This window comes from Candidatus Galacturonatibacter soehngenii (genome assembly GCF_008830185.1).
Classification (GTDB): domain Bacteria; phylum Bacillota; class Clostridia; order Lachnospirales; family Lachnospiraceae; genus Lachnotalea; species Lachnotalea soehngenii.
In genome coordinates, this window is the sequence record NZ_WAGX01000005.1 from 1,195,282 (window position 1) to 1,220,353 (window position 25,072).

At 32.5% G+C, this 25,072-nt stretch carries 17 protein-coding genes; all 17 read right to left on the reverse strand.

Annotation, left to right across the window (positions count from 1 at the left end; translation table 11 throughout):
* Positions 1–52: 52 nt before the first annotated feature.
* Positions 53–1,486 carry a glycoside hydrolase family 1 protein gene (locus F7O84_RS12945; protein WP_151145889.1) on the reverse strand — a complete coding sequence of 478 codons (1,434 nt, stop codon included), beginning with the start codon at positions 1,484–1,486 and terminating at the stop codon, positions 53–55.
* A complete protein-coding gene (locus F7O84_RS12950) occupies positions 1,476–3,296 on the reverse strand; it encodes a beta-glucoside-specific PTS transporter subunit IIABC (protein WP_151145892.1) in 1,821 nt (606 codons plus the stop codon). Before F7O84_RS12950 ends, F7O84_RS12945 begins: the two co-directional genes overlap by 11 nt.
* Positions 3,297–3,484: 188 nt before the next feature.
* Complete coding sequence (locus F7O84_RS12955; protein ID WP_192451747.1) at positions 3,485–5,809, reverse strand: AraC family transcriptional regulator; 2,325 nt, start codon at positions 5,807–5,809, stop codon at positions 3,485–3,487.
* A gap of 111 nt (positions 5,810–5,920) precedes the next feature.
* Positions 5,921–6,586, reverse strand: a complete 666-nt coding sequence (locus F7O84_RS12960) for a histidine phosphatase family protein (RefSeq protein WP_192451748.1) — start codon at positions 6,584–6,586, stop codon at positions 5,921–5,923.
* Positions 6,587–6,596: 10 nt separating this feature from the next.
* Positions 6,597–9,266 (reverse strand): glycoside hydrolase family 2, encoded by a 2,670-nt coding sequence (locus F7O84_RS12965; RefSeq protein WP_151145901.1) that lies wholly within the window; start codon positions 9,264–9,266, stop codon positions 6,597–6,599.
* A gap of 36 nt (positions 9,267–9,302) precedes the next feature.
* Positions 9,303–10,721, reverse strand: a complete 1,419-nt coding sequence (locus F7O84_RS12970) for a PTS transporter subunit EIIC (protein WP_151145904.1) — start codon at positions 10,719–10,721, stop codon at positions 9,303–9,305.
* Between the two features lie 209 nt (positions 10,722–10,930).
* Positions 10,931–13,381, reverse strand: coding sequence for a GH39 family glycosyl hydrolase (locus F7O84_RS12975; RefSeq protein ID WP_151145906.1), 2,451 nt, complete (start codon positions 13,379–13,381; stop codon positions 10,931–10,933).
* Between the two features lie 62 nt (positions 13,382–13,443).
* Complete coding sequence (locus F7O84_RS12980) at positions 13,444–14,460, reverse strand: sugar ABC transporter substrate-binding protein (RefSeq protein ID WP_192451749.1); 1,017 nt, start codon at positions 14,458–14,460, stop codon at positions 13,444–13,446.
* 94 nt (positions 14,461–14,554) lie between these two features.
* The gene (locus F7O84_RS12985; RefSeq protein ID WP_151145912.1) at positions 14,555–16,000 is read right to left on the reverse strand and encodes an ATP-binding cassette domain-containing protein; all 1,446 of its coding nucleotides are present in this window, start codon (positions 15,998–16,000) and stop codon (positions 14,555–14,557) included.
* Positions 16,001–16,014: 14 nt separating this feature from the next.
* On the reverse strand, positions 16,015–17,046 hold the full coding sequence (locus F7O84_RS12990; protein WP_151145915.1) for a sensor histidine kinase: 1,032 nt from the start codon (positions 17,044–17,046) through the stop codon (positions 16,015–16,017).
* Positions 17,047–17,058: 12 nt separating this feature from the next.
* The gene (locus tag F7O84_RS12995) at positions 17,059–18,657 is read right to left on the reverse strand and encodes a response regulator transcription factor (protein ID WP_192451750.1); all 1,599 of its coding nucleotides are present in this window, start codon (positions 18,655–18,657) and stop codon (positions 17,059–17,061) included.
* A 120-nt stretch (positions 18,658–18,777) separates the two neighbouring features.
* The gene (locus F7O84_RS13000; RefSeq protein WP_151145920.1) at positions 18,778–19,692 is read right to left on the reverse strand and encodes a sugar phosphate isomerase/epimerase family protein; all 915 of its coding nucleotides are present in this window, start codon (positions 19,690–19,692) and stop codon (positions 18,778–18,780) included.
* 9 nt (positions 19,693–19,701) lie between these two features.
* Positions 19,702–20,805, reverse strand: a complete 1,104-nt coding sequence (locus F7O84_RS13005) for a Gfo/Idh/MocA family protein (RefSeq protein WP_151145923.1) — start codon at positions 20,803–20,805, stop codon at positions 19,702–19,704.
* A 171-nt stretch (positions 20,806–20,976) separates the two neighbouring features.
* Positions 20,977–23,394: a GH39 family glycosyl hydrolase gene (locus F7O84_RS13010; RefSeq protein WP_151145926.1), complete on the reverse strand. Its 2,418-nt coding sequence runs from the start codon at positions 23,392–23,394 to the stop codon at positions 20,977–20,979.
* A 28-nt stretch (positions 23,395–23,422) separates the two neighbouring features.
* On the reverse strand, positions 23,423–23,716 hold the full coding sequence (locus tag F7O84_RS13015; RefSeq protein WP_151145929.1) for a Dabb family protein: 294 nt from the start codon (positions 23,714–23,716) through the stop codon (positions 23,423–23,425).
* Between the two features lie 13 nt (positions 23,717–23,729).
* Entirely contained in the window at positions 23,730–24,128 is a 399-nt protein-coding gene (locus F7O84_RS13020; RefSeq protein WP_151145932.1) for a hypothetical protein, read from the reverse strand.
* Between the two features lie 159 nt (positions 24,129–24,287).
* On the reverse strand, positions 24,288–25,040 hold the full coding sequence (locus F7O84_RS13025) for a GNAT family N-acetyltransferase (protein WP_151145936.1): 753 nt from the start codon (positions 25,038–25,040) through the stop codon (positions 24,288–24,290).
* Positions 25,041–25,072 lie beyond the last annotated feature (32 nt).

Consider the following 25,072-nt stretch of genomic DNA (forward strand, 5'->3'; position numbering starts at 1 on the left):
GGTGGCATCATTCTTGATACCACCATTTACTTAGTATTTTAACTATACTTGACTATTCCAATATCTCCCCATTGGACTTAATTACCTGCTTATACCAATAAAAAGATTTCTTAGGCATTCTTTTTAAACTTCCTTTTCCTTCATTATCGACATCCACATGAATAAATCCATATCTCTTTTCCATACTTCCAGTTGACAAAGCAATTAAATCAATTGCACTCCATGGAAGGTATCCTATCACATTGACTCCATCCATTTTAGCCTCTTTTAATTCCTTAATATGCTGGCTTAGATAATCAATACGATAATCATCCTTAATGGAGCCATCTTCTTCTACCACATCTATGGCTCCTAATCCATTTTCTACAATCATAATTGGTTTTTGGTAACGATCAAATACCTTATTTAGTACCCAACGAAGCCCCAAAGGATCAATTTGCCAGCCCCATTCACTTGCTTGTAAATACGGATTTTTTAATCCTTGAATTAAATTGCCCTCTGTTTTTTCAACATCTGTTTGTGCTGCAATGCAATTGGTCATATAGTAGCTGCAAGAATAGAAATCTACTGTTCCATTTTTTATGATTTCTTCATCTTCTCTTTGCATCTCTACATCGATATTATTCTCTTTCATATAACGTATTGCAAATCCTGGATACTCGCCACGAACCATGACATCACCGCAAAACATATTTTTCATCTGGTCTTCATGTTTTGCAGTCCACACATCAATTGGCTTACACGTTAATGGGTAATTGGCCATATATGCAATCATACAACCTACCTGATAGCTTTTATCTATCTTATGTGCTAATTGTACTGCTTTTGCACTTGCCACAAATTGATGGTGCAATGCTTGAAAACGAATTTGTTCAGTATTTTTTTCGGAATGAATGGAACTATAAATTCCTCCAGCTGTCATAATTCCAAATGGAACGAGCAAGCAATTTATTTCATTAAACGTAATCCAATATTTTACTTTGCTTTTGTATCTAGTAAATAACACCTTACAGTAACGTAAGTAATGATCAATCATTTCACGATTGGACCAACCACCTTTTAAAGCAAATGAAAATGGAGGTTCATAATGAGAAATGGTTACTACTGGCTCTATATTATATTTGATTAATTCATCTATCACTGCATCATAAAATTCTAATCCCTTAACATTTGGCTTATCCTCATATCCATTTGGAAATATCCTCGTCCATGCAATGGACATACGATAAGCCTTAAGTCCCATCTGATGAAACATTTGAATGTCTTCTTTATAATGATGGTAAAAATCACTGGCAACATGAGATGGATAATAACGTTCAGGATATATTTGGGGCGTTTCCTCACGCATGGCTCCATTTACTCCCTTTGCTAATACATCTGCTACGCTGATACCTTTTCCATCTTCATTCCAAGCACCCTCTACCTGGTTTGCCGCAGTCGATGCTCCCCACAGGAAGTCACTTTCAAATACTTTTTTATTCCACATCTAAAATATCCTCATTCATTATCACTTCTTTTTTATGCAAAACCTCTATCTTAGTAAATTTATTTGTATTTGTAACAATAACAGGAGTTGTTACATCATATCCTAATTCGGTCAGTTTATCGATATCAAATTTAATCAAAGGATCACCCTTTTTAATAGCCTTACCATTTTCAACAAAGCTTTCAAAGTACTGCCCGTTAAGCTTTACTGTATCAAGTCCTACATGAATTAATAGTTCCACTCCATCTTCTCTTCTTAACCCAATTGCATGCTTTGTTTCAAATATGGTATCCACTTGGCCATCAAATGGAGCTAAGATTTCACCCTTTGTTGGAATAATTGCAAACCCTTTTCCTAGTGTCTCAGAAGCAAACGCTTGATCGTTTACTTGTGAAAGTGGAATCACGCTACCCTCTGCTGGTGAAGCAATAGACTTTTCTTTTGCACTTGTAACATCTTTAAATCCAAGAAGCCAAGCAATCGCAAACGTAATTGCAAAGGTTACTGGCACCATGATAATAGCTCCTATTAATGAATTTCCATCTCCACCTGCAAAAATTGGTAAGGATAACACACTTGGGCTTACAAAGGCGTATGCAGTAACACCAAGGATACCTGCTATACATCCAGAAACCAACGAACCTAACATCACTGCTACAAAAGGGCGCTTCATTCTTAGATTAACACCATATAAGGCTGGCTCTGTAATACCAAGCAAAGCAGATACCGTTGCAGATAACGCGGTACCTTTTAACTCTTTGTTTTTTGTTTTCCATGCTACAAAGCCAGCGGCACCACCCTCTGCAATATTTGCAACCAAACCACTTGTTATTAATATTGCATCAAAACCCTGCGTTGCAAACATTGTTATGATAAGTGGAATTAATGCATTGTGCATACCTGTTAAAACTAAGAGTGGGAAAACTGCTGCATTTAATCCTACTGCAATCCAACCCCATTGATTCATAACATCAACAAAATTAGCAAAATAAACACCTAAAAATGAGCCCATTGGTCCAATAACAGAAAGCATAATTGGCGCAGTTATTAACACATTTAACATCGGTCTTAAAAAGATTTTAAGGATATTAGGACTAAATTTGTTTGCAAATTTATCCACGTATTTCATCAACCATACTGTAATAATAACTGGTAATGCCTGTGCACTATAGTTAACGATTTGTATTGGTATATTTAAAAAGCTAGTCGTATTTACACCATCAATTGCAAGTGCGGCAAAATTAGGATGAAGCAAAATAGCCGCTAATACCATTGCTGAAAAAGGGTCTGTTTCAAGTTTTTTTGCTGCTGTATATGCAACAAAGATTGGTAGAAAATAAAATACAGTATCACCAAAAATAGTTAATAGCGCATATGTAGACGATGTAGCTTCTAGAATATGTGCATTGAGTAAAAGAGCACATAATACTTTAATCATACCACAGCCTGCAATTACAGGAATAATTGGTGTAAAACAACTGATAAAAACATCTAATACTTTACCAGGTATTTGTTTTGGTTTTATTGTCTTTTTTTCCTGTTTAAGGGAAGCTTGCGAATCTATTATACCTGCCTGCTTTACAACTTCTTCATAAACTTGTGAAACCTGATTACCAATTACTACCTGATATTGTCCAGATGCAAACATGGAGCTTAATACGCCACTTGTTTTTTCTACTTCTCCATTCTTTACTTTTTTGTCATCCATTAGTGAAAAACGTAGTCGGGTATAGCAATGAGAAACTTGTTTTATGTTTTCCTTACCACCAATGTGTTTTAGTATTTCACTTGCTAATTTAGAATAATTCATAATTTTACTCCTTATCTACAAAACAGTTTTTGCTTACCACCATATTATAAAAAATTCATATCTCGGATTCGCTTTATTAATTAATGAATCCATTGTGAATTATTAATGATTTTTTATTCTATTTTAAAAAGACGACATTCTAAATTAATTTTTAATCATTAATTTATAACATCGTCTTTCATCCTTCTTTAATATTGGTATATAATATGAATATGCTTTATTTCATTTGGTTCTAATTGATATTCCAATAAAAGAGTACCATCTGTCACCTGTGCATGGTGAACTCGAATACTAGGAGCTGCCATACTCTTTAAATATTCTACTTCACTTAATCCAATATTGATTTCTTCCGTATCCGTCATCTGAATCCATGTATCTTGTACACTTCCAGCGTTTTGATGAATGGATCTTTCTTTAATGTAATAGTTTCCATTATCAACATTATTTAACTGGAATTGGAGAATTAATTTATTATTATCTTCAAACAATTCATCGTAGCTCGTAGATAATATTTCTTTCTCTTGGCTTGTATAATATTTGTAGTTTAATTTTTTGCAATTATGACACACAATGGAATAATTCTTTGTATCCGTTGCAGTTACTAAAAAATGTTCCTCTTTTTTTAATAAATACTTTCCTAATCTGTTTAGAAAGTAATATGCATAAAATGCTGGCTTTTTTATTCCTTGCTTCGTAAGCATACCCGATAGGCCACTTACTACACTATGATTGTTTTTACTATCAATCATAATATCCAGTGGATTACTATAACACAATACATTTGCTTCATCAAAACAACTAAGTATATTTTTTACGACAACCGCTCCTTTATAACAAGAGTCATTCATCCTATCATTTTGCATTAATGACTCCTTCCATTCCGTAAAATAAATATTTTCAAAATCAACTCCTTGACTTTTCATAATACTTTTTGCTAAAGCATATTGATTATTTAGGTATTGATGATTGGATACGCGGTGTAGCATTATTTTTTCATCTACTTTTCCATATCGATATGGATATGCAGATAAGGTAAGTGTATCGTATGAAATTTTACTTTTCTTCATTCTCTCTAAGTAACGTTGTAAATTATCGCCTTCGTAGCTTAGGAAAATACCTGGCCCCATTAAATTTTTACGGATTTTATATTTGTTGATAATTGCGGATATCTTCTTATATTCCTCAAAATAAAGAATTGCCTTTTCCTCTTCAAAATCACTATCATAAAATAATTCAAATCTCCAATTTTGTACATTCGTAATGCTATAGCGATTGGCAAAATGGGAAAGTAGTTTATCTAAGTATGCATGAAAATCTTCATTAAAACGTATATTTCTGTAATTAATTACAATGTGAAGTTTGAAATTTTTTTCAAGCAGAAAGTCAAAGACTCTCTCAATTTTGAAGTAGTCAAATTTTATATTTTTATCAAAATCAATGGTATTATCAAGAACAATTTTTGCATATTCAAACCCTAATTCATTTTTAAGTATTGCAATTTGACTTTGTACGTCGCTTTTCGATAAGAAATCAGCATCTCCAACATCAATCATTTCTTTCCAAAAAGTTTTATATGCTTGTTTTTGCCATACATCAATTTCTATTAAAGTTATGTTACTTCCAAGCTCTTCTTCATTATTTCCTTCGTTTTCCCTTAATAAACTTTGTACCTCTTTATCTATCTTTTTTGAATCGCTATCCAAATATAGAGTGTCTTTTTTATATTGATTACGATAAACCATTGGTTTTATTTTATAATTTTCATAGAACACTCTAGAAAAGGATGCAACGTTTGGAAACCCATTGTCTAATGCTACTTTTAATATTGTCTGATTTGTATTTTTCAAATCTTTTATCGCAGCTTTTAATCGAATTTGATTCAAATATTTTAAGAAGGTAGTCCCAGTTTTTTCTCTAAAATACTTTGCCAAATATTGTGGGGTTAGATAAAACTCTTTTGCTAAATCATTTAATGTAATGTTTTGCTGATAATGAATTTCAATATATTCAAGGATATCTGTTACTCTCTTTTCGCTTGCATCTTTATCTAATAGCTGTAATTCATTTCGTTTTATCTGAAATTCGTTTAATAAAAAGATTACGATTTCATAATAAATTTTATTTAAGTATACCTCTTTATAATCTTGCTCTATGAAATGTTCATTTAAAAATTTAATAATAAGCTTTCTTAGATTTTCGTAGTTATTATTAATCTCAACTACAGAATTGCATAGAAAATAAAAATTTCTAGAATTTAGCAATCGGCATAAACTGCCATATCTAATGTATAGCTTAACATAAAGTGCGTGATTGGTTCTTCGAATTTGATGTTTGTTCATTGTATTAATCATAAGGACATCTTCCGCTTGAAGCTGATATGTTTTATCCACAACTTCAACCTCCATCTCACCCTTTAGAAGATAAATTAATTCAATGTCTTGGTGAATCTGAAAGCCTTGTGATTCTTCTCTTGCAAATTCATAATACAGTATGGATTGATTCAAATTTTGCATAAACTCCCTCCAACGCCTAAAGTAAGTAGTACCCATTGAATTTATTTATTATACCATAACTACAATAGGGTGGTATCCGTTGATACCACCACAATGATAAATGATACGATATTATATTTTTGTCTGATTGAATCCACTTACCTTAAACTCTCCATCTTGATAGATAAGTGTGGATATCCCAGAATTAAGAATTTCAATTGCAGGGCTAATGGTTGCGTCCATTTTTGTAAAGATATTCCTTATGACATTACCATGTGTAACAACTAAAATGTTAGAATTCTTTGCATTATCATTTGAACCAATGATATGCGCAAGCCCTCTATCTAGTCGCTCCCATAGTTCTTCATAATTTTCTGCCTCATGAAAAGGATCTGCTTGCTTAATAAGGTTCATGAATTCCTCTAAGCTAAGTCCTTCAAACATTTTGTCTATACTTTTATTAGCAGCTTTGGCAAACGTTTGATAGGCATCACTTTGTAGTGCTCCCTCAAAATATCCAAAAAAAGACTCTCTAAATTCCATTTTAGGTTGTATTTTGATATGTGATGCGTAATTATTTTCTTTTACTATAATTTTGGCTGTTTGAATGGTTCTTCCTAAATCACTTGAGTAAACAGCATCAAATCTTAAATCAGAAAGAATTTCTCCCGTTTTTTTGGCTACTACCTCACCTTCTTTTGTTAGAGGCGTATCTGCCCATCCTTGCATTCTTTTATATTTATTTAGATATGTTTCTCCATGACGTATAAAATATATTGTAATTCTTTTCTTATCCATACAGGCTCCCCTATTCTTCATACTTAATAATTACGTTACCAAACATGCCCGTTGGATTTTGTGGCTCAAACATCTTTGCTAAGAATAAATCCGAGAATTTACTTTGCTCTCTCTCTAGCGTTGTTGAAACCTCAATTACTAGTTTGTTTGTTTTGTTTTCTATTACATTTTTTAATGGTATCAGAAAAGGTGGCGTTAACTGATTGGCAATGCATTCATCATTTATAATAATTTTAACCGCCTCATGAGCATGTTCGATAAATAGATAACCTTTACTGAAACCTTTTATAGGTATTACTTTTTCATAACGAATGACACCTGAAAAATCTGGCTCTATTCTAGAAAATGGTACAAGTGCGTCCATCCTTGTTTTTTTCGTTAATTGCGGATATTCGATTGCTCTACCATAAGTTAGATTCCAATCTTGACTTATATCAAGTTCTTTACTTAGGCTTTCATACCTTTGCTGCTGTGGTAGATACGTTTCGATTGGCTCATCCTTTCTACCTGAAATAAGTAATAAGCTTCCATACACTGGTAAATCTAGCATAAACGTAGTAAAATCTCCATCCTGGAAAGAATCTAATAAATATGTCTTTTGATTCAATACATCACAAACAAAATAAGTCTTTTGCCCTCGAATCGAAACCTTTTTAGAAATAGTCTTATGTGATGATTCATTATGAAAAAAGAAAATATCCGTATCCCTCTTCTTATAATGATAGTATTTTAAGTCTAAACAATTACCATCCATTTTAATCTCATATGCATCCAAATCTCTTAATGTAATTGCTAAGTTAGATAAGGAGGATTTTACATAATTTTCATCAAACTCATGCGCGATAATCGTGTTATTTGATAAGACTTTTAAAGGATAATCCTCTACAAATATTACTTTTTCTCTACCTACTTTTTCAGCAAAATCGATTAATTTGTCGGTTACAAATTCGCAATAAGGCACGATTAAATAGCTAAATTCTAGTTGATTGATTATAAATCCATCTTCTCTGGCACTAGCGTCTTGTTCCAGCATATCCATACTAACAAATAAAAATTCGATTTGGTTTTGTGTTAATACTTTTGCTACTTTTTCAATGGACATATACTCGCCCATCCATTCACTTTCAGCATGATATAAAATTCCTACTTGTATGACTGGTTTTCCTTCACTAAGTAGTCCACACATTTGTCTTGCGTAATTCATTAGCTTACCAAAATACGGGAATAATGGATTGTTTCCTCTTCCATAAAAATGAGGTGGACAATCTACATCAGGATAATCGCTCATAGAAAAGGCATGCGGAACCAAAAAATTAATACCATTGATTAATAGAAAATCCAAAATCCATTTCATGTCTCTTATACCAAGTTCCCAACCATAAGCACCATATAGTTCACACATGGTTCTACCTTTTTTGATTGGGTCTAATGCCGCCGAAGATGCCCCCAACTTCGCTAGACAATAATGAAAGAATTCTCCATCTGACCTTGAAATATTACTTCTTTTATAATTAGCTCCACCCATAATGATTTGACAACCAATGGTATCAATACCTGCCATATGTTGCCCCGCCATGGCCCTAAAATAATGACCACATCCGCATCCCAAACGACTGTGCATTCCACTATCTTCAATTACATGTCCGATGTATTCTACATTTCTTTCCTCACACCATTTTCCAAGCTGTCTAGAAAAATTCTTTTCGTATAGTTTGGTAATTAACTCCATATATACTTTACGAAATAGAACCGTTTTTGTGTTTTGATAAGTAGAACTCCACAAGAACGGTAAGTACATCTTCCATTCCTTTTCATATTCCTCATCAAGTAATTTTTCTAGTTCACTACACCATGGTAAGGGCATGTCCTTATGCCCAATTCGTTCATCCTTTTCATATCCTGATGTATTACCATATCCAGGCTCATCAGAGAAAAATCCCATAAAGGTTGTACCAAACTCCTCCTTATAATGTTGATAGTGAGGTTCATATACTGCTTCTATCAAAGTCTTTACAGATTCAGCATCAATAATGTTAATATAATCGGGATTTCCTCCGTTTGCTTTATTCGCAATGCATTCATATGTTACAAACACACGCCAATCACCTTGTGGAAAACAGTAGGTTAGTGTATTTTCATTACATTGACTGGTTAAATCAATACCTTTTGTTTCATCGACTTTATCCTCTTCGATTAAAGGATAGGCAACTACTGAAACTAATCGGTTGTTTTTTTCTTGCAACGTGATATCTGAAGTAACCCTTTGGGACCACCCTCTAAGTGGTTTTAGCATATGACTTAAATTCAAAGTGACCTCAGCTGATTTTCCCCAAACATCCACCATATTATAATTTATGTATTTCTTTCTTCTTTCTGGATATTTCTGAGCAATCAGGCCATTTGCATAACCAGTCGGAAAATGAGCATCATCCAGAAGCCAAACTTTCATATTACACTTTTTAGCACTGTATATAATAAAATCCATGTCCCTCCACCAACCTTCACCCAAAAAGTCAGGATGAGGTCTTGATTCTACACATACGGCATTGATATTGCTTTCTTTGATTTTTTGGAGCTCTTCTTCTATTCTTTGATGACTCTCTCCCTTGATCCAAAGAAACGGTGCAATCGATTCATTTGTTTTACTAATATATTGATTCTGTAATGTTTCCCAATTCATAGGCTACTCCATTTCATTCTTTTCTTTTATTTCTATTTAGTCTCTTGCTATTTCACTATCTGTTTTACTAAGACATGTATTTTTTGTTCCAATGAATGCTGTCAGAACAAATGCTAATATAAGAGAAACCATACAAGATATTACAACACCCCAAAATGCAGTATCAAGTCCTGTCTGAGGATTGATCATACCTGGTAATACAAATATACCTGCGCCTCCTGGTACAAACTGTTTGGCCCCAAACGCTGCTGCAACAAAGCCACCAATTGCACTAGCTCCTAATGCAATAAAAAACGGTTTTTTTGCTGGCACATTGATACCATATATAGCTGGCTCTGATACTCCAAGAATACCTGCCACACCTGCTGCAATACCAATTGATTTATATTTTTTATTTTTTGATTTAAGTCCTGCTGCAACTGCTGCTCCTACTTGACCAAAAACAGTACATGCAAGTGTTGCCATAACTGGACAATAGCCAAGCGTTGTAACATTTTGAATAAAAAGCGGAACAAGTCCCCATTGTATGCCCGCAAGAATAGCTAATTGCCAAATTCCTCCCATAACAAAACCTGTCAGAACTGGTGAGGCACCATAAATCGTATTGACAATGAATGCTACACCATTACCTAATGCCGTAACCACAGGACCTACCACTAAAAATCCGAGTGATCCAGCTACTATAATTGTAAACATCGGTACAAAAATCACTTGCATAACATCTGGTAAAATCTTTTTAAATAATTTTTCTAATTTAACTGCCAAAAAAGATATAAAGATAATTGGAAGAACACTTTGTGTATAGTTCATTAATTTTAATGGTAACCCAAATAAAGTAAATGCAGTACCTTCTGAAACTGCTGTTAGTATGGTTGGGTAAATCAACGCACAACCAAGGCCAGCAGAAATAATAGGATTACCTCCAAACTTTTTGCCTGCATTATACCCAATAATAATTGGGAAAAAGTAAAAAACCGAATCTCCTAGTGCATATAATGTAATGTAAGTACCGCTTGTTGCCTGAAGTAACCCAAATTGAACAAATACTGCAAGAAATCCTTTTAAAGCACCTCCTCCTGCAATTAAGCCAATAGCTGGAATAAAAATTCCTGCAATGGTATCTAGCAGTCTTCCCCCTAGACTAGCCTTTTTCTTCTCTTTGGAATCTTGTTTTCTGGTTTCTTCATCAACGACCATGTCTTGCTCTTTTAAACCAGTTATTTTAATTACTTCATCATAAACTTTACCAACACTTTGACCAATAATAATTTGATATTCTTCTTCTTTTACAACAACACCTAAAACACCCTCTAATTTTTTAATTCCCTCTACCTTGATTAGTGCATCATCTTTTACTCTAATTCTAAGTCTGGTCATACAGTGCGAAGCAACCTTAATATTGTCAACTCCTCCTGCTTGAGTAATAATTTCCCCTGCCAAAACATCTTTTTTCATATTCACTTATCCTTTCTTGAAAAATACATTAATAGAATATCTCAGCGAATTCGCCTTTTGCTATGGTGCAAGAGTATTATATCGAAATTATGCGCTTATCACTTTTCACAACTTGTAATATCATATCTAAAAATTGCAAAAAAGCTTTGCAAGATAAAATAACGCAAAATCTATACTATTAAATATTGCATTGTAAATTCTATAACATGTTATTTTTCAAAAATTTGAATGAATCTCATTTCATGCGGTAATAACTCGACATCAAGCTGAAGCTTGTTCCCATTTACGGTCTTTTTATTAATACTCATATGTGGTACACATGTCTGCTTTAAATAAATGATATCTTCTGGTCCTAATTCCTGTTCACTTCCTAATTCAATCCATTTATCCAAGATGCTTCCATGCTTTTCATTTACCACTCGTTGTTTGATCAAATACTGCTTGTCATTGATAAGATTGTTTAATATAATTTTAATTTGAATGGATTTACTGTCTTTAAATAAAGTATTCAATTCTCTGGCTTCATAGGAATCCTCTTCTTTTAAAAAGTAATTTAATCCAAACTCCACATGATTGAAACATAGAATCTGAAAGCTTTGAAACTCATTTGTGGTTACAATATAGTTTGCTCCCTTTTCTATAACCTTCTTTCCTAATTTTTTTAAAAACCAAAATGCGAAAAAGGAAGGCTTGCATATTCCGTTTTTTGTTAATATTCCTGAACTTCCATTTAATATTTTTCTAGAGTCATAATAAACATTTAATAAATCAGAGCCATACCAAAACCCCATAGCATTTACTCTTTCATTTACGGCAAATATATTTTTCAAAATAAAGGTTGCTCTGGAACAGCTATCTTGAATATAATTTCGATTCGCAAGGCTATTGCTCCATTCTGTAATAAAAAACTTCGATTTAAAATTAAATTTATTTAGAATATCTGTTATTAATTGTGTTTGATCAATTAAAAAATTAGGGTTTGTCATCCTCTTTTTGTATACTTCATCTTCCTCTTTATATTCCACATAGGGAAACGATATGGACGTAAAAATATCTGGCTGATACTTTGAATGTAAAAAAGAGCCTATATATTGTTCCATTAATTTTAAATCAGTCATGGGCATCATTCCAGGTCCTGCAACTTTTGCGTTTGAAATATGCTTCTTAACAGACTCATAACCTGCTTCCCAAACACCAGTAGCGCTATACTTTTCCGTCTTATAATAGGGCCTTTTGGGCAAAAAGAAGGTGAATTCAAACACCCAATTTTCCACAATCTCAACCCCATATCTTTTTACAATATGTGATAGGAATTTATTTAACATCACATTCCACTCATCACTACTTTCAAAGGATACACATTCCACTGTTTTATACAAATTGGATTGTCTATTAACTACAGCTGTATCAATACGATTTCCCATATCTAAAAACAGCTTCATTTTATTTTGAACAAAGAAATCTAGAACAGCGTCCATACGATCAAAGTTTATTTCCTCATAAGGGGATTTTTCCATTAGCATAAAACGTTTTGAAAACAGATTCCAAACTCTGATATATTCAAAATCTAAATGCTCTTTTATATACAATATTTGTTCTTGTATCTGTGCTTCACAAACAATAGCGGCTGATCCAATGTTTATTATTTTATTTTCCCACGTATTAAAATCCGTAGAGATATTCATACTTACATTTATTTTTTGTGCCACTTCCGATTCATATTCTTTTGCATAGGAACTTTTTTCAGTCAATAAACTTTTGAGAACCTCTTTACTTTGTATTACGATTTCTTCTGCTTTTTTTCCTTTTCTCTTATTTTTATATTCAGTCGGAGTGATTCCAAAGGACTCTCGAAATATTTTATTTAATGCTGATGGATTCGAAAACCCATTATCAATGGCAATTCTTGTGATTGCCTTATCTGAATACAATAGATCCTCCACTGCATATTGTAAGCGTATTTTTTTCACATAATCAACAAAGGATTCGCCTGTTTTTTTCGTAAAAAAACGCGATAAGGAAGAACTTGATATGTATAGTTTTTCTGCAATTTCAGATAAACTAATAGAATGCATATAATTAATATCAACATAATTTAGAATAAATTCTAATCGATATTCATTTTCTTTATATGTCTGTGGAGATGTTGTATTCATTTCTATCGTAAAATGTCTAACAAGATAATCTAGCAGCTTTAGCTGTAAGCTATATTGTTTAATCACTTGTTCTTCTCCAAAATCCAAATAGTGAAATAACATTTCCCTTAAAATCTTACGCAAGCCTTCATAATCAGAATTATATTCGATGGTTGTATTACACCAAAAAAGAAAAAATTCCTTTTGAATTAATTCAGCTATAAAATGATAAGTAAAGTACACTCTATATATGATTGCATCCTGATTTGCATGAATAAAATGTTTTTTGTTCGTATTAATTAAAAACAAATCATCCTTTCTAAGTTTGTAAGCTTCCCCTGCCTGAAAAACGGTTACCTCTCCATCCAATATAAATAGTAGTTCCAAATCTCTATGAAAGTGTTCCTCTTCCTGCTGACCAGATACAACGGCTGCTTTTACTCCAATAAAGTTCTTTAATCTTTCTCTCATCGATACTCTTCTTTCTAACAAGCTTTTATTTGCGTTTTTGTTTTTCTTATCCAAAGAAGGGAGCTATCATCTTTATATGATAGTTCCCTTTATTATTACTATTTTATTTGATTCTTCTAATCTCTTTTAGGCATATTATCAGGCGTAATTAATTCTGTCTCACCTAAGTACTCTGGTTTCACCTGATCTACTTCTCCTCTAAGAATTAATTTACATGGTACCCAAAGGTCTGTCCACATGGCCTCATAATCTCCTAAAGATACAGCCCCTCTTACAATACTAGCATTTGTTTTTGAAGCACCAATATTAGCCAATACTTCGCCACTAATATCAGAACCAAAGGTTGCTTTATCTTCTACTGTTAAGCCACTAGACATAATATAGGCATTTACACCATTTGACATGCCTGAGTTGTAACAAAGGATAAGCTTAGTATCTGGATTTGTCTGAAACAGGTTTTCTGCTGCCTGTTGTGCGGCATCCAACGTATTACTTTCTGGTTCCATATATGTAACTTTACATTTTGCATTCTTTGCAATTTCTTCTTTGATTCCTTCGGATCTCTCTGCTGCTTCTGGTGTTCCAGAATAACCAAAAATTACGGTTTCAACTGTGCCGTCTTGTGCATCTGCAAATGTTTTGTCAATCCAATCAGATCCAAGTGTTGCGATTGCACTACCGATTTCTTTTTCACTAGCAGAACCTACATATGTTGTTTCTCCACCCTCAATTTTTGTTGTAAATGCAACTATTTCAGTCCCTGATTCGATTGCCTTTTTTCCAACATCTTGAAGTCCTGTCGGATCAACTGCCATTACAAGAACCATTTTTGCCCCCATTGTAACAAAGTTTTCAATTTGCTCAATTTGAGTAGTTGCATCTCCATCTGCAGAAGCAACCTGACATTCATACCCCTCTGACTCAAATTTCTCTTTTACCATATTGGCCAATCCCTGCATAAAGTCATTTCCAGTATAGGAAATTGCAAATCCAACTAATTCTTTTTCAACCCCTGAACTAATTTCATTGCTGGAAGCCTCTGTTTCTTTTTTTGAGTCCTTCGTACTACATCCTGCAACCATCATCACTACCATCGTTACACAAAGGAATACTCTTAACATTTTGTTTTTCATACCTTTTCTCCTTTTATATGAATTTGTATACATATTATAGGTTTTATCTTCTTTCATAACAATGAGAGTATCTTTTGAAAAAGTGCAAATTTTTTCACTTATTTATATTTAACTCGATAAATCTGTCTTCATTTGTAATTATGATTCTATCACAGATTGGCTTTAAATCTGTTAGATAGGGAGAAGTAATAATTACACTACATCCTTGCTTTGCTAATTTTTCTATCGCATTATATATAATATTTTGCATTAATATATCTGCATTTGAACATGGTTCAATAAAAACAATAATCTGAGGTTTGAAAAGAACCCAACGAGTGAATAAGATACTTTTTCGAATGTAAGTGTCAAAGACTTTTACCTTCTTATACTTATCTTTTTCTGGTACTCCAAGTTCCTCCATATATTCTTTGCATAAAAATTTCAAAACAGAATAGTCATTTAAAAAATGATACTTACTTGTTTTTTTCATTACAGGTAAAAACAAATTATCCATAAAGCTCATATTATCAACTAAATTAACATGTGTCATACTTCTTGGTACATAACCAATATTATGTTTGATTGCATAATCAATATCTCTTGGAATATACAATTCTTCATTATAGTACAAATGGCCACGTTTTATTTCACACTCACCAACTAATGAAAGAGCAATTTCTTTATTTGCTTTATTCTCCAAATCATAGAAGCCAATCACTTCGCCTTTATGAATCTTTAGATTAACATTCTTAGCATTATCCCCGCAATAAAAGTTCTTAAACTCAAGTCGACATTCCTCTTTTTTGTGAGTAGATCTTTGTACCACTTTTGGGATATCATTTCCAAGAAGAAGTTGTGTTGCCAGATCCGAACGGTAATCTTCTTGATAAAAGGTGCGTACATTCATTCCACGACGCATAATTACCACTTTGTCTGATATATTTATAATAAAGTTTTCATTATGACTTTCATAAAGAATTGATATGTTATTATTTTTTAATTTCATAAGTAATTTTATCATCAACATAATTTCGTGATGACCATAAAATTGAAATATATCATCAATAATAATTAATTTTGCTTCATTTTCTACAGCTCTTAGTAATGCAACAACATGTCTTTGAAATTGGCTTAGCTCGTCCACTAGCATATTAGGCTTAATATCAGGGGCGTATTCACTTAGTAAAAGTTTGGTTCTATAGATAATATTTCTATGTTGAATAAAAAAACCTCTTTTTTTCGTTCTTGATAATACAAAAATATTTTCAGCAACTGTCATTTTTTCAACGAGTGTGCTTTTATGCCCAATGCATGCTAATCTTGGATCTGGATGAAAGGCTTTTCCTGCTTCAAATACCTTCCTATCCCATATTGTTCTACCAGAATTTAATACTACACTACCGTTAAAGTAATTCAACAGCAACGTTTTCCCTGCTCCTGACAAACCAATTAAATTAACAATCTCTCCTTCATTTACACTAAGATGAAAGTTGTCTAAAAGAAATGGTGGAGAATCACCTGCATATATATTTTCCATTCTTAGAATTTCTTTTTTCATTCACTTATTCCACCCTAATTCGCTTCCATCAATACCTTTGGAATTGTAATCTCAACCTCAGTTCCAACCATCCAAGTACTTGATATATTGATTCCATATTCCTTACCAAATAAAAGTTTTAAGCGATTATTTACATTTTCTAAGGCAATTCCATTTTGTTTTTTCTTTTTACTATAATTAAGAACAATTGCATGTTTTTTCAGACTCTGATTTATCTGCGTCAATGTTTCTTCATTCATTCCTATTCCATCGTCAGCAACACTCACAATCAAACGTTCCTCTGTCGTAACAATATGCAAGTCAATCGTTCCTTGTCCGATTTTACCCTCAATGCCATGAAAAATAGCATTCTCTACAATTGGTTGTAACGTCATTTTTGGAATCATACAATTCTTATACTCTTTTGAATCATCGTGCACATAGATATGAAACGAAAATTTGTCCGCAAAACGATATTGTTGAATTTTAATATAGTTATATACGTTATCAATTTCTTCTGATAGTGGAACTTTATCATTATCCTTTCCAATATTATAGCGAAAATATTTGGCCAGTGCTTCCGTCATATCTGCAATTTTATAATTATCATCGATGAGCGCTTGGCCTCGCACTACTTCCAAAGTGTTATACAAAAAATGAGGATTAATCTGACTTTGTAATTGTGCATACTCTGATTCTTGACGCAATACAATTTCTGCATGTTCCCTTTCTATGCTGCTTTTATACTTATCCAAAATACGAGTTAGACTATCTGTTAAAGAATCCTTATCCAACTTGTAATCAAATGACTCATCATTTAACGTTTCAATTGTATCTTCAAGTACTCGAATCGGTTTTATGACATACTGCAAAAATAACAGCGAGAGAACACCTAAAAAAATACATCCAAGCACTAATAGTATGGTATATCCACTTTGTGTTAACTTTTCATTTACAAAACAAATAGATAACACTACATTACTTACACTTACCGCGATGAGTCCAGCAAATGAAATTTTACTAAACAAAATTACTCTTCTTTGAAATCCACTGTACTTTTTCTTCATTCGTACCTCTTTTTACATATATAACTTTCTGTATACAGACGGCTTTAGGCCAACTACTTTTACAAATATTTTACTAAAATATCTAGAATCCGAATACCCCGTTTGCTCTGCAATTTGTAGGATACTGTCATTGGTTGTTTTTAATAATTCCTTTGCCTTCTCCATTCTTAAAGATATGAGATAGTCTGTAAAGCTGATTCCTAATTCCTTTTTGAAAATAGTACTTAAATAAGATGGACTTAAATTGGTAGCTTCTGCTACCTCCTCAAGCATAAGCTGCTTTTGATAATTCTCTTGAATATATTGTTTGGCAAGTCGAACTGGTAGCTGGCTCTTGTTTTTTTTATCTTGTATTAATAACTCAATACATTCTGAAACTATTTTTCGGCACTCACGATTTAGCGCTTCTTCTTTCAGGCACATATCCATGGCAACTTCAAATTCTTCTTGAATTTTCTCTATTATCCTTTCATCTGCGTTTATTTTGATTAACGCTTCTATAATTTGTTTTTCTATCATTTCACATAAATCAAATACAGAGACTGGTGAGTAAAAAGGAGTTTGCCTCAAAAGAATTGTTTTTTCTTCAATATATGAATGCAACGCTGGAAAATCCATAATTTCTACTAAATTTATAATTTTATTACTTTCTTTAAAAAAATTCTTTAATTCAACTTTGTTATATGTCAAATCCTCATTATAAATGATTCTGTTTACTCCCTTTTTGATGCGGCATTTTACTGCTTCTGTCGCGCCTTTTACAGTCAGTTTAACGCTTGAAATATTGTATACGATTTCACCTACTCCAATGGTAATTGTAAATAGATGAAATTTATTCATTTCATACATTAATTGATCTAGAATACGGTTGTACATATCTTGTACTTTTTTCTTATCGGAAATATCAAAATTGATAACGGATACAATTCCACTTTTCATGGTGCTGTTGATATACTCATAACCACTCGTTTTTAAAATTCCATCTATTACATCTTCAACAATTGAAAGTAACCCCTTTAGTTCACCGATTCCTTGAATCGGAAAATCTACCTTTGCAAATATTGCCTGAAAACAACTATCATTAAAATTATAATGATATTCCTCCTTTAATTCACGCTCATTTAGAACTTGACCATCAAAATTCATAATACTTGTGAGAAAATGCTTCTTCATTGTTTTCCTGCTTGTATATATCTCATCTTTTAACTGTTTTTGAGCATCTGCTTTTTGCTTAAACAATTCTAACTTGTTAATAATTCTAACTAATGATTTTTCTAATTCAGTCTTGTTAATTGGTTTTAATAGGTAATGCTCTACTCCCATACTAAGTGCACGGTGTGCATATTCGAAATATTTATAGCCACTAATAATAATAAATTCTGGTTTTTTTGAGAGTTCAAGTGATTTTTGCACTAGCACAAGCCCGTCATATCCAGGCATTCTAATATCACTAATTACAATATCAGGTTGGTGCTTTTCTATACTCTCAAAAGCATCCACAGAGTTATGTACCACATTAATCACTTCTAGATCCAAGGATTCCCAGTCAATTAATTTCTTTATCAACATACATACATTCACTTCATCATCTGCTATTAGTACTCGATACAAGGTATTACTCCTTCCATTTCTATTTATTATAGTATAGCACATATATTAACCCATTTTTCCTAATTTATAAAAAGGAGAAGTAAAAACTTCCCCTTTTTATATAAGCTTATTTACAACACTTTATATTACAAATTGTTTTAGATATCTTTGACTTAAAAGCAAGGATTTTTGTACGCTCTCATCATTACCTTCAAATGCTTTGTCTTCGACTTCTATGCATGTATTACCTGTATACTTAATATCTGTTAATGCAGAAACATATTTTCCCCAATCTACATCACCAAGCCCTGGTAATTTTGGTGACATATACTGTAGAGGTGTTCCCATAATCCCAACATCCGCTAGCTTATCTTGATATACCTTGATGTCTTTATAATGTACATGAAAAATTTTGTCACGAAATTCATAAATTGGTTTGATATAATCTATCTGCTGCCATACAAAATGAGATGGATCATAGTTTATACCAAAGTATTCACTATCTAATATCTCAAAGACTTTTCTCCAGTTTGCAGGTGTTGTCATGATATTTTGACCACCTGGCCATTCATCCTCTGTAAATAACATTGGACAGTTCTCAATCGCGATTCTTACCTTTTGTTCTTTCGCATGATCTACTATGGAAGGCCAAATCTCTTTTACTAGCTCCAAATTTTCTGAAACGGTTTTCTTAGGATCACGTCCTACAAATGTTGTAACCATGTTAATGCCAAGTTTTGCTGAAGCATCAATTAGCTTATGCAAATGCTCGATATAAACCGCTCTTTTTTCTAAATCTGGATCCATTGTGTTTGGATAATACGCCAAGGAAGATATTTCTACGTTTTTGTCTTTACAATATTTTTTTATATACGCTACTTTTTCATCATCTAAATTCGAGACATCAATATGACTTACTCCCGCATATCTTCTTTCTGCCTTCCCTTTTGGCCAACATGCTACTTCTACACATTCAAAGCCATGTTTTGACGCAAAATCAATCATTTCTTCAAATGTATAACTATCTAATATTGCACTAACAAATCCTAGTTTCATTTAAACCTCCTAAAAAATAATCTCTTTACCACTTTGAGCAGACTTATAGATTGCATCTAAAATCTTTGTTACTATAAATGCTTGCTCTGGTTTTACAACTGGTTGTGTATCATTTATAATGGCTTCTAACCATTGTGTACATTCAACATCCTCTTCCTTATCTGATTTTCCTTCAAAAAATGCAATCGTTCCACCAGGTGAAAGGGTTTCTTCTGTCAATTTACCGTATGATGTTTTATTAAAGATTAGTTCATGACCCTCTTGGCTCATTCCGCCAGTCACTTCTGCACCTGCTTTTGTTCCGCATAAAGTAGTACAAGCTTCTCTTGATTCTTTCATATTAATTGCCCATGAAGATTCTAAGAAAATGGTTGCTCCATTTGACATTTTTATATATCCAAAAGCAGAATCTTCTACCTCATATGTCTTTGGATCCCAGGCTCCAAACATATTTCCTTTTGTTGCCTCTTCTAAATGTCCTAACTTTTCAAATACAGATCCAGTTACAGATACTGGTTCATAGTTATCCATCATCCATAATGTGATATCGAGTGCATGCGTTCCAATATCAATCAGTGGGCCTCCTCCTTGTTTTGACTTATCAGGGAATACACCCCAAGTAGGAACCGCTCTTCTTCTTATCGCATGTGCCTTTGCAAAATAAATCTCACCAAGTTCTCCAGCTTCACATGCTTCATGAAGTGTTAAGATTTCTGGACGGAATCTATTTTGATACCCAATCGTAAATTTTTTACCTGATTTTTTCCAAGCATCCATCATAGCCTGTGCTGCCTCGGTATTATGTGCCATAGGTTTTTCACACATAACATGTTTACCAGCTTCAAATGCCGCTACTGTAATTGGACTATGTGAAACATTTGGAGTCAATACATGTACCAAATCAATTGTTTTATCTTTTAATAATTCGTTATAATCTTCGTATACCTTTGCACCCTCAACACCATATTTTTCTGCTGCCTTTTTGGCTCTTTCGATATCAACATCACAAAAAGCCACCAACTCTACTTTATCTTCTTGTCTGGATAATGCTGGTAAATGTTTTTGATTTGCAATTCCACCACATCCAATAATTCCTACTTTTATTTTGCTCATCTTGTATACCTCCTACTTTTCCTATATCATCATGTATCTAAATTATATAATTAGAGGATACCTTCTAGCGTTCATTTTTTTATTCAGAACTTCTTTTTCTTTTTGCCTTATCTTTAGGTTTTTGCTTTTTTTAAAAAACAAGAGCAAAAAAGATGTGTTCTTTTTTGCTCTTTAATCATATAAGTATTTTATTTTTATATATTGAATTTCTTGTGCCATAAGCTTTGTTTCTAAATTTAGTTTTCCATCTGTCACTTTACATGTTTTCATAAAGATTCGTGGTGTACAGATACGATTGAAGTATTCAATCTCATTCTTAGTCAAGTTCTTGCTATACTCCATTTTTTTCCACTCATCTTGAACACTTCCAAATTCATTGTTCACAGAGTAAATGATAATCTGATAGTCTCCATTCTTAATTCCTGCAATCTGATAATCTAACTTTAAGTCTTTACAATCTTCAAAGTACTGGAATTGTTTGGATATCATAATTTCATCTTCATTTTTTAAATAATATTTATAATTCAAATGGCGATAATTATGACATGCAATCGCATAATTATTATGTCCTTTATCAGTGATTATACTGTTTTCATCTACTCCAAGCAAATAGTTTCCCATATGTTTCATGAAATCAAATGCATAAAAAGCTGGCTTTTTAATTCCATCTTTACTTAGAAGACCACACGCTCCATTTAACAAAATTTGACTATCATAAAATTCTGCAAAAATATCAGATCCAATCCAATATCCTAGAATATCAACTTGGTCTATATTGTCAATCATACTCTTCATGTTATAAGAGCCTTTAAAGCAACTATCATTGAGTGAATTTCTATTTGAAATGGTTGAGTTCCATTCTGAAACATGGATTTCAATATCTCTAAATTTTGTCTGACTTATTATTTCTTTTGCCATTTTCAGTTGATTCTTAACAAAATCTCGATCCGTTGAGATTTTGACGTAATTTTGTCCTTCTTCGCTACCAACAATATAGGGATAGCAGTATAACGACACAAAATCAGGCTTACACGATTTTTCTTCCCAAAATTTAAGCAGATTCGATAAATTCTTGCTTCCAAATTGGATGCCAATTCCTGGTCCGCCTACTTTTATATTGGGAGAAATCTTCTTTAAGGCTTTGTATGTAAATTCAAAAAGTTCAAAAAAACTGGCATCTTCATGCTCTATCGTCCATCTTTCATCGTTCCACTGTTCAAAGTACCACTGTTCCATCTCTTCTATACCATAGCGATTGGCTATGTGAGCTGCAAAGCTATTTAAAAATCGATTTAAACTATGATTATCATCAAACTTTAATTCTGTCTGTTTAATCACCATAGGTCGTTCTACATTACGATATAATTTTTGAGGTTTATGACCAAGTTCAATATATGGATATAACTCATTTTCGACAAGAAAGTCCAATATTTTATCAAGCTTTCCAAAATTATAATTTCCCTCGTCACTATTCTCATTTAAATAAAGCTCATCCCCATATATATTCCAAAAACGAACATAACGAAATCCTAATTTCTCCTTTAATATCAAGACGTGCTTTTGTATATCATAACGTAATAGATCACTTGCTTCTCCTATATTAATCATTTTATTCCATGGCTTGTTTAGCTTTCTATTTTGGTTGGCATTAACAATTAAGGTACGTTGTAGGAAATCTGATTTCGTACTTACACCAGAATAATTATTCTCCATAAAGGAATTTAATTTTTCTGCAATATATTCATTTTTTTTCTTTTCTATAATAATCTTTTCTTTTTTTCTCTGAGGCTTTTTTTGTAGACGATACTCAGAAGGTGATATTTCATATACTTTTTTAAAAGCAGCATTAAAGGATGCGGTGTTTGCAAATCCATTTTCCATCGCAATATACATAATCGTTTTATCTGTATAAAGTAAATCTTCCATAGCATGAAAGAGTCGTATTTCGTTCACGTAGTCAATAAAGTTTTGACCAAATTTCTTTTTAATATATTTGGAAAGATAGGGTACTGATAGATACATTTTCTGTGACAAATCATTTAAGCTAATTGGACGATTATAATTTTCATAAATATAATTATGAATTTGGGTAACGCGCTCCTCTTCTAAATCTTTTTCTTGTTGAAAACGTTGATCATCGCTTTTCACCATAAAATTACTTAGCAGAACATGAATCATTTGATAGTACAAACTCCACATATAGATCTTGGTTTGGTCACTTTCTTCAAAATACTGGCTAAATATCTGCTTAATAATATCCCTAAGCGTATCATATCCTTTATTTTTATCTATCTTAGAATTACACCAAAATAAAATCTGCGAATGATGAATCAAATCACTTAGTTGCTTATAATTAATATGAAAGCACCCAAGGAGTACTTCTTCTTTTCCCCAGAAAGAATGTTTTTTATTTGAGTTTATGATAATCAAATCATCTGCTTTTAATTCATACTCCTCTGTTTCAACCTGTAAAGTAATCTCTCCCTCAAGAACATAAATCAGTTCAATATCTTGATGAAAATGAATGGATTGCTGTTTTTCAAGTTGAAACTGATATTTTACAATGGAACCATCACTCTTTTTTTCCATGTATTCCTCCACAGATTAACTTTGTTTTTTAACATTCATAATCAATACAAGCACGACTTTCTCTTACACTGGTTATAAACTTACCAAATTCCACATGCTTTGGATGAACTTGATAGGCATTTAACCCTTCTATATCCTCAAAATCGCAAATAAGTGCCAAATCACAATTACTTTCTGGTGCACCTTCTGCATTTGTAACAACTTTAAATTTTTTAATACTTGGAATTTCGGCTTCAAAATTCTTTAGTTTTTCCTTTGCTGTCTCCAAATTCTGTTTTTTGTTTTCTTCTTTTAAGGTAAACATTACTATGTGTTTTATCATTGCTTTCATCCTTTCATTTACTCGTTTGTATTTTAAATTTAGCTTGATCTATAATTTCAATTCCCATACTTTCATCTGTTAGTTTAACATCTGATGATTTATCTTTTTGAAAGATGAGTACGCCATTTTCAACCAAAAATACATAAGAATATAGTCCATCCTCTGTTGTCATCGTTGCAATATTTTCTTTTAAATCATATGTTCCATTGGATAAATAACTACTCAAGATATCATATGAAAACGTGAAATGATTTCCTTCTATCATAATAGTGGGTACATTAATTTGATTCGAATCTGACTGTTCCAAAACATAAGTCCCTTCTTTTATTATACTTGTTTCTTTATTGGTAGAACAAGCTAATAACTGTAATGGTAATAAAAGTAGAATAAAAACAAGCAATATTTTTTTCATAATATTCCCCTTTTCGTCTTTTCATTTAAAAGCGAATAAGCATCTAGAGTTTTTCTGAAACTTTTAAAAAAATGACGAATCTTTCGCCATTTATTTACCAAATCATTATACTACAATACTGAAATGGAGACAAGATTAAGCTACCTTTGTAATTATATTCTACTTCTTAAGTATTCTTTTTAAATTTTTAACATCTAACAACAAATTCACAGTCTCAAAATTTCCTTTATAAAACACAGCCCAGTTATTGAAAACACAAGGTAATTCCTTGGCTTTTTGCAACGTGTTAACTTCAATTAGAGATAGGGGTATCTGATTTGATTCACAATGTTGTTTTATAATTTCAATATTTTGATAAATATAAGGGCACTGCATATCAAAATATATTGTAAGCTCTTTGCTTTCAATCTTTTGACTTTTCGCCCTTTGTAAAAATTTTGGCGTTGTTCCATCAAATGAAAGCGCAAGCAAATCATACCCATTATCAGTGGTATCAACCACTTTAAAACCAAACTTTTTTGCAAAGGATTGATCCGTAAGCCATGCCTTCTGTTTTTTTGCACCAAGCATACAAATGCCTGATTTGCCCTTTTCCTTAGCATCCGCAATACAATACTCCATCAGAGACTTCCCGTAGCCTTTTCCTTTATAACTACCCAAAACCCATAAACAATAAATGTAATAATAGTTTTCACCCGTAATAGGAACCCAAGCATATTCAAGAGGCGCATATTCAATAAAAACGGTCGCCTTTGCATTTAACTTTCGAAAGACATGTCCTTCTTTTAATCTCTCCAAAAGCCATTGTCTTTTTGCGTTAATGCCTTGATGAGGCTTTTTACTACGGATAATACAGCATAAATGTTCATCCCAAAGATTATCTGTTGTTATGTTTATAAAATCATCACTCATATTAATCTCCCCTTTGATTTATATCACATTAT

Excerpts from the sequence above, each read along its gene's own strand:
- F7O84_RS12990 (WP_151145915.1), bottom strand. The coding sequence starts at position 17,046 with ATGAAGAAAAAGTACAGTGGATTTCAAAGAAGAGTAATTTTGTTTAGT.
- F7O84_RS13025 (WP_151145936.1), bottom strand. The coding sequence starts at position 25,040 with ATGAGTGATGATTTTATAAACATAACAACAGATAATCTTTGGGATGAA.
- F7O84_RS13005 (WP_151145923.1), bottom strand. The coding sequence starts at position 20,805 with ATGAGCAAAATAAAAGTAGGAATTATTGGATGTGGTGGAATTGCAAAT.
- F7O84_RS13020 (WP_151145932.1), bottom strand. The coding sequence starts at position 24,128 with ATGAAAAAAATATTGCTTGTTTTTATTCTACTTTTATTACCATTACAG.
- F7O84_RS13000 (WP_151145920.1), bottom strand. The coding sequence starts at position 19,692 with ATGAAACTAGGATTTGTTAGTGCAATATTAGATAGTTATACATTTGAA.
- F7O84_RS12980 (WP_192451749.1), bottom strand. The coding sequence starts at position 14,460 with ATGAAAAACAAAATGTTAAGAGTATTCCTTTGTGTAACGATGGTAGTG.
- F7O84_RS13010 (WP_151145926.1), bottom strand. The coding sequence starts at position 23,394 with ATGGAAAAAAAGAGTGATGGTTCCATTGTAAAATATCAGTTTCAACTT.
- F7O84_RS12945 (WP_151145889.1), bottom strand. The coding sequence starts at position 1,486 with ATGTGGAATAAAAAAGTATTTGAAAGTGACTTCCTGTGGGGAGCATCG.
- F7O84_RS13015 (WP_151145929.1), bottom strand. The coding sequence starts at position 23,716 with ATGATAAAACACATAGTAATGTTTACCTTAAAAGAAGAAAACAAAAAA.
- F7O84_RS12960 (WP_192451748.1), bottom strand. The coding sequence starts at position 6,586 with ATGGATAAGAAAAGAATTACAATATATTTTATACGTCATGGAGAAACA.
- F7O84_RS12955 (WP_192451747.1), bottom strand. The coding sequence starts at position 5,809 with ATGCAAAATTTGAATCAATCCATACTGTATTATGAATTTGCAAGAGAA.
- F7O84_RS12965 (WP_151145901.1), bottom strand. The coding sequence starts at position 9,266 with ATGAATTGGGAAACATTACAGAATCAATATATTAGTAAAACAAATGAA.
- F7O84_RS12950 (WP_151145892.1), bottom strand. The coding sequence starts at position 3,296 with ATGAATTATTCTAAATTAGCAAGTGAAATACTAAAACACATTGGTGGT.
- F7O84_RS12985 (WP_151145912.1), bottom strand. The coding sequence starts at position 16,000 with ATGAAAAAAGAAATTCTAAGAATGGAAAATATATATGCAGGTGATTCT.
- F7O84_RS12970 (WP_151145904.1), bottom strand. The coding sequence starts at position 10,721 with ATGAAAAAAGATGTTTTGGCAGGGGAAATTATTACTCAAGCAGGAGGA.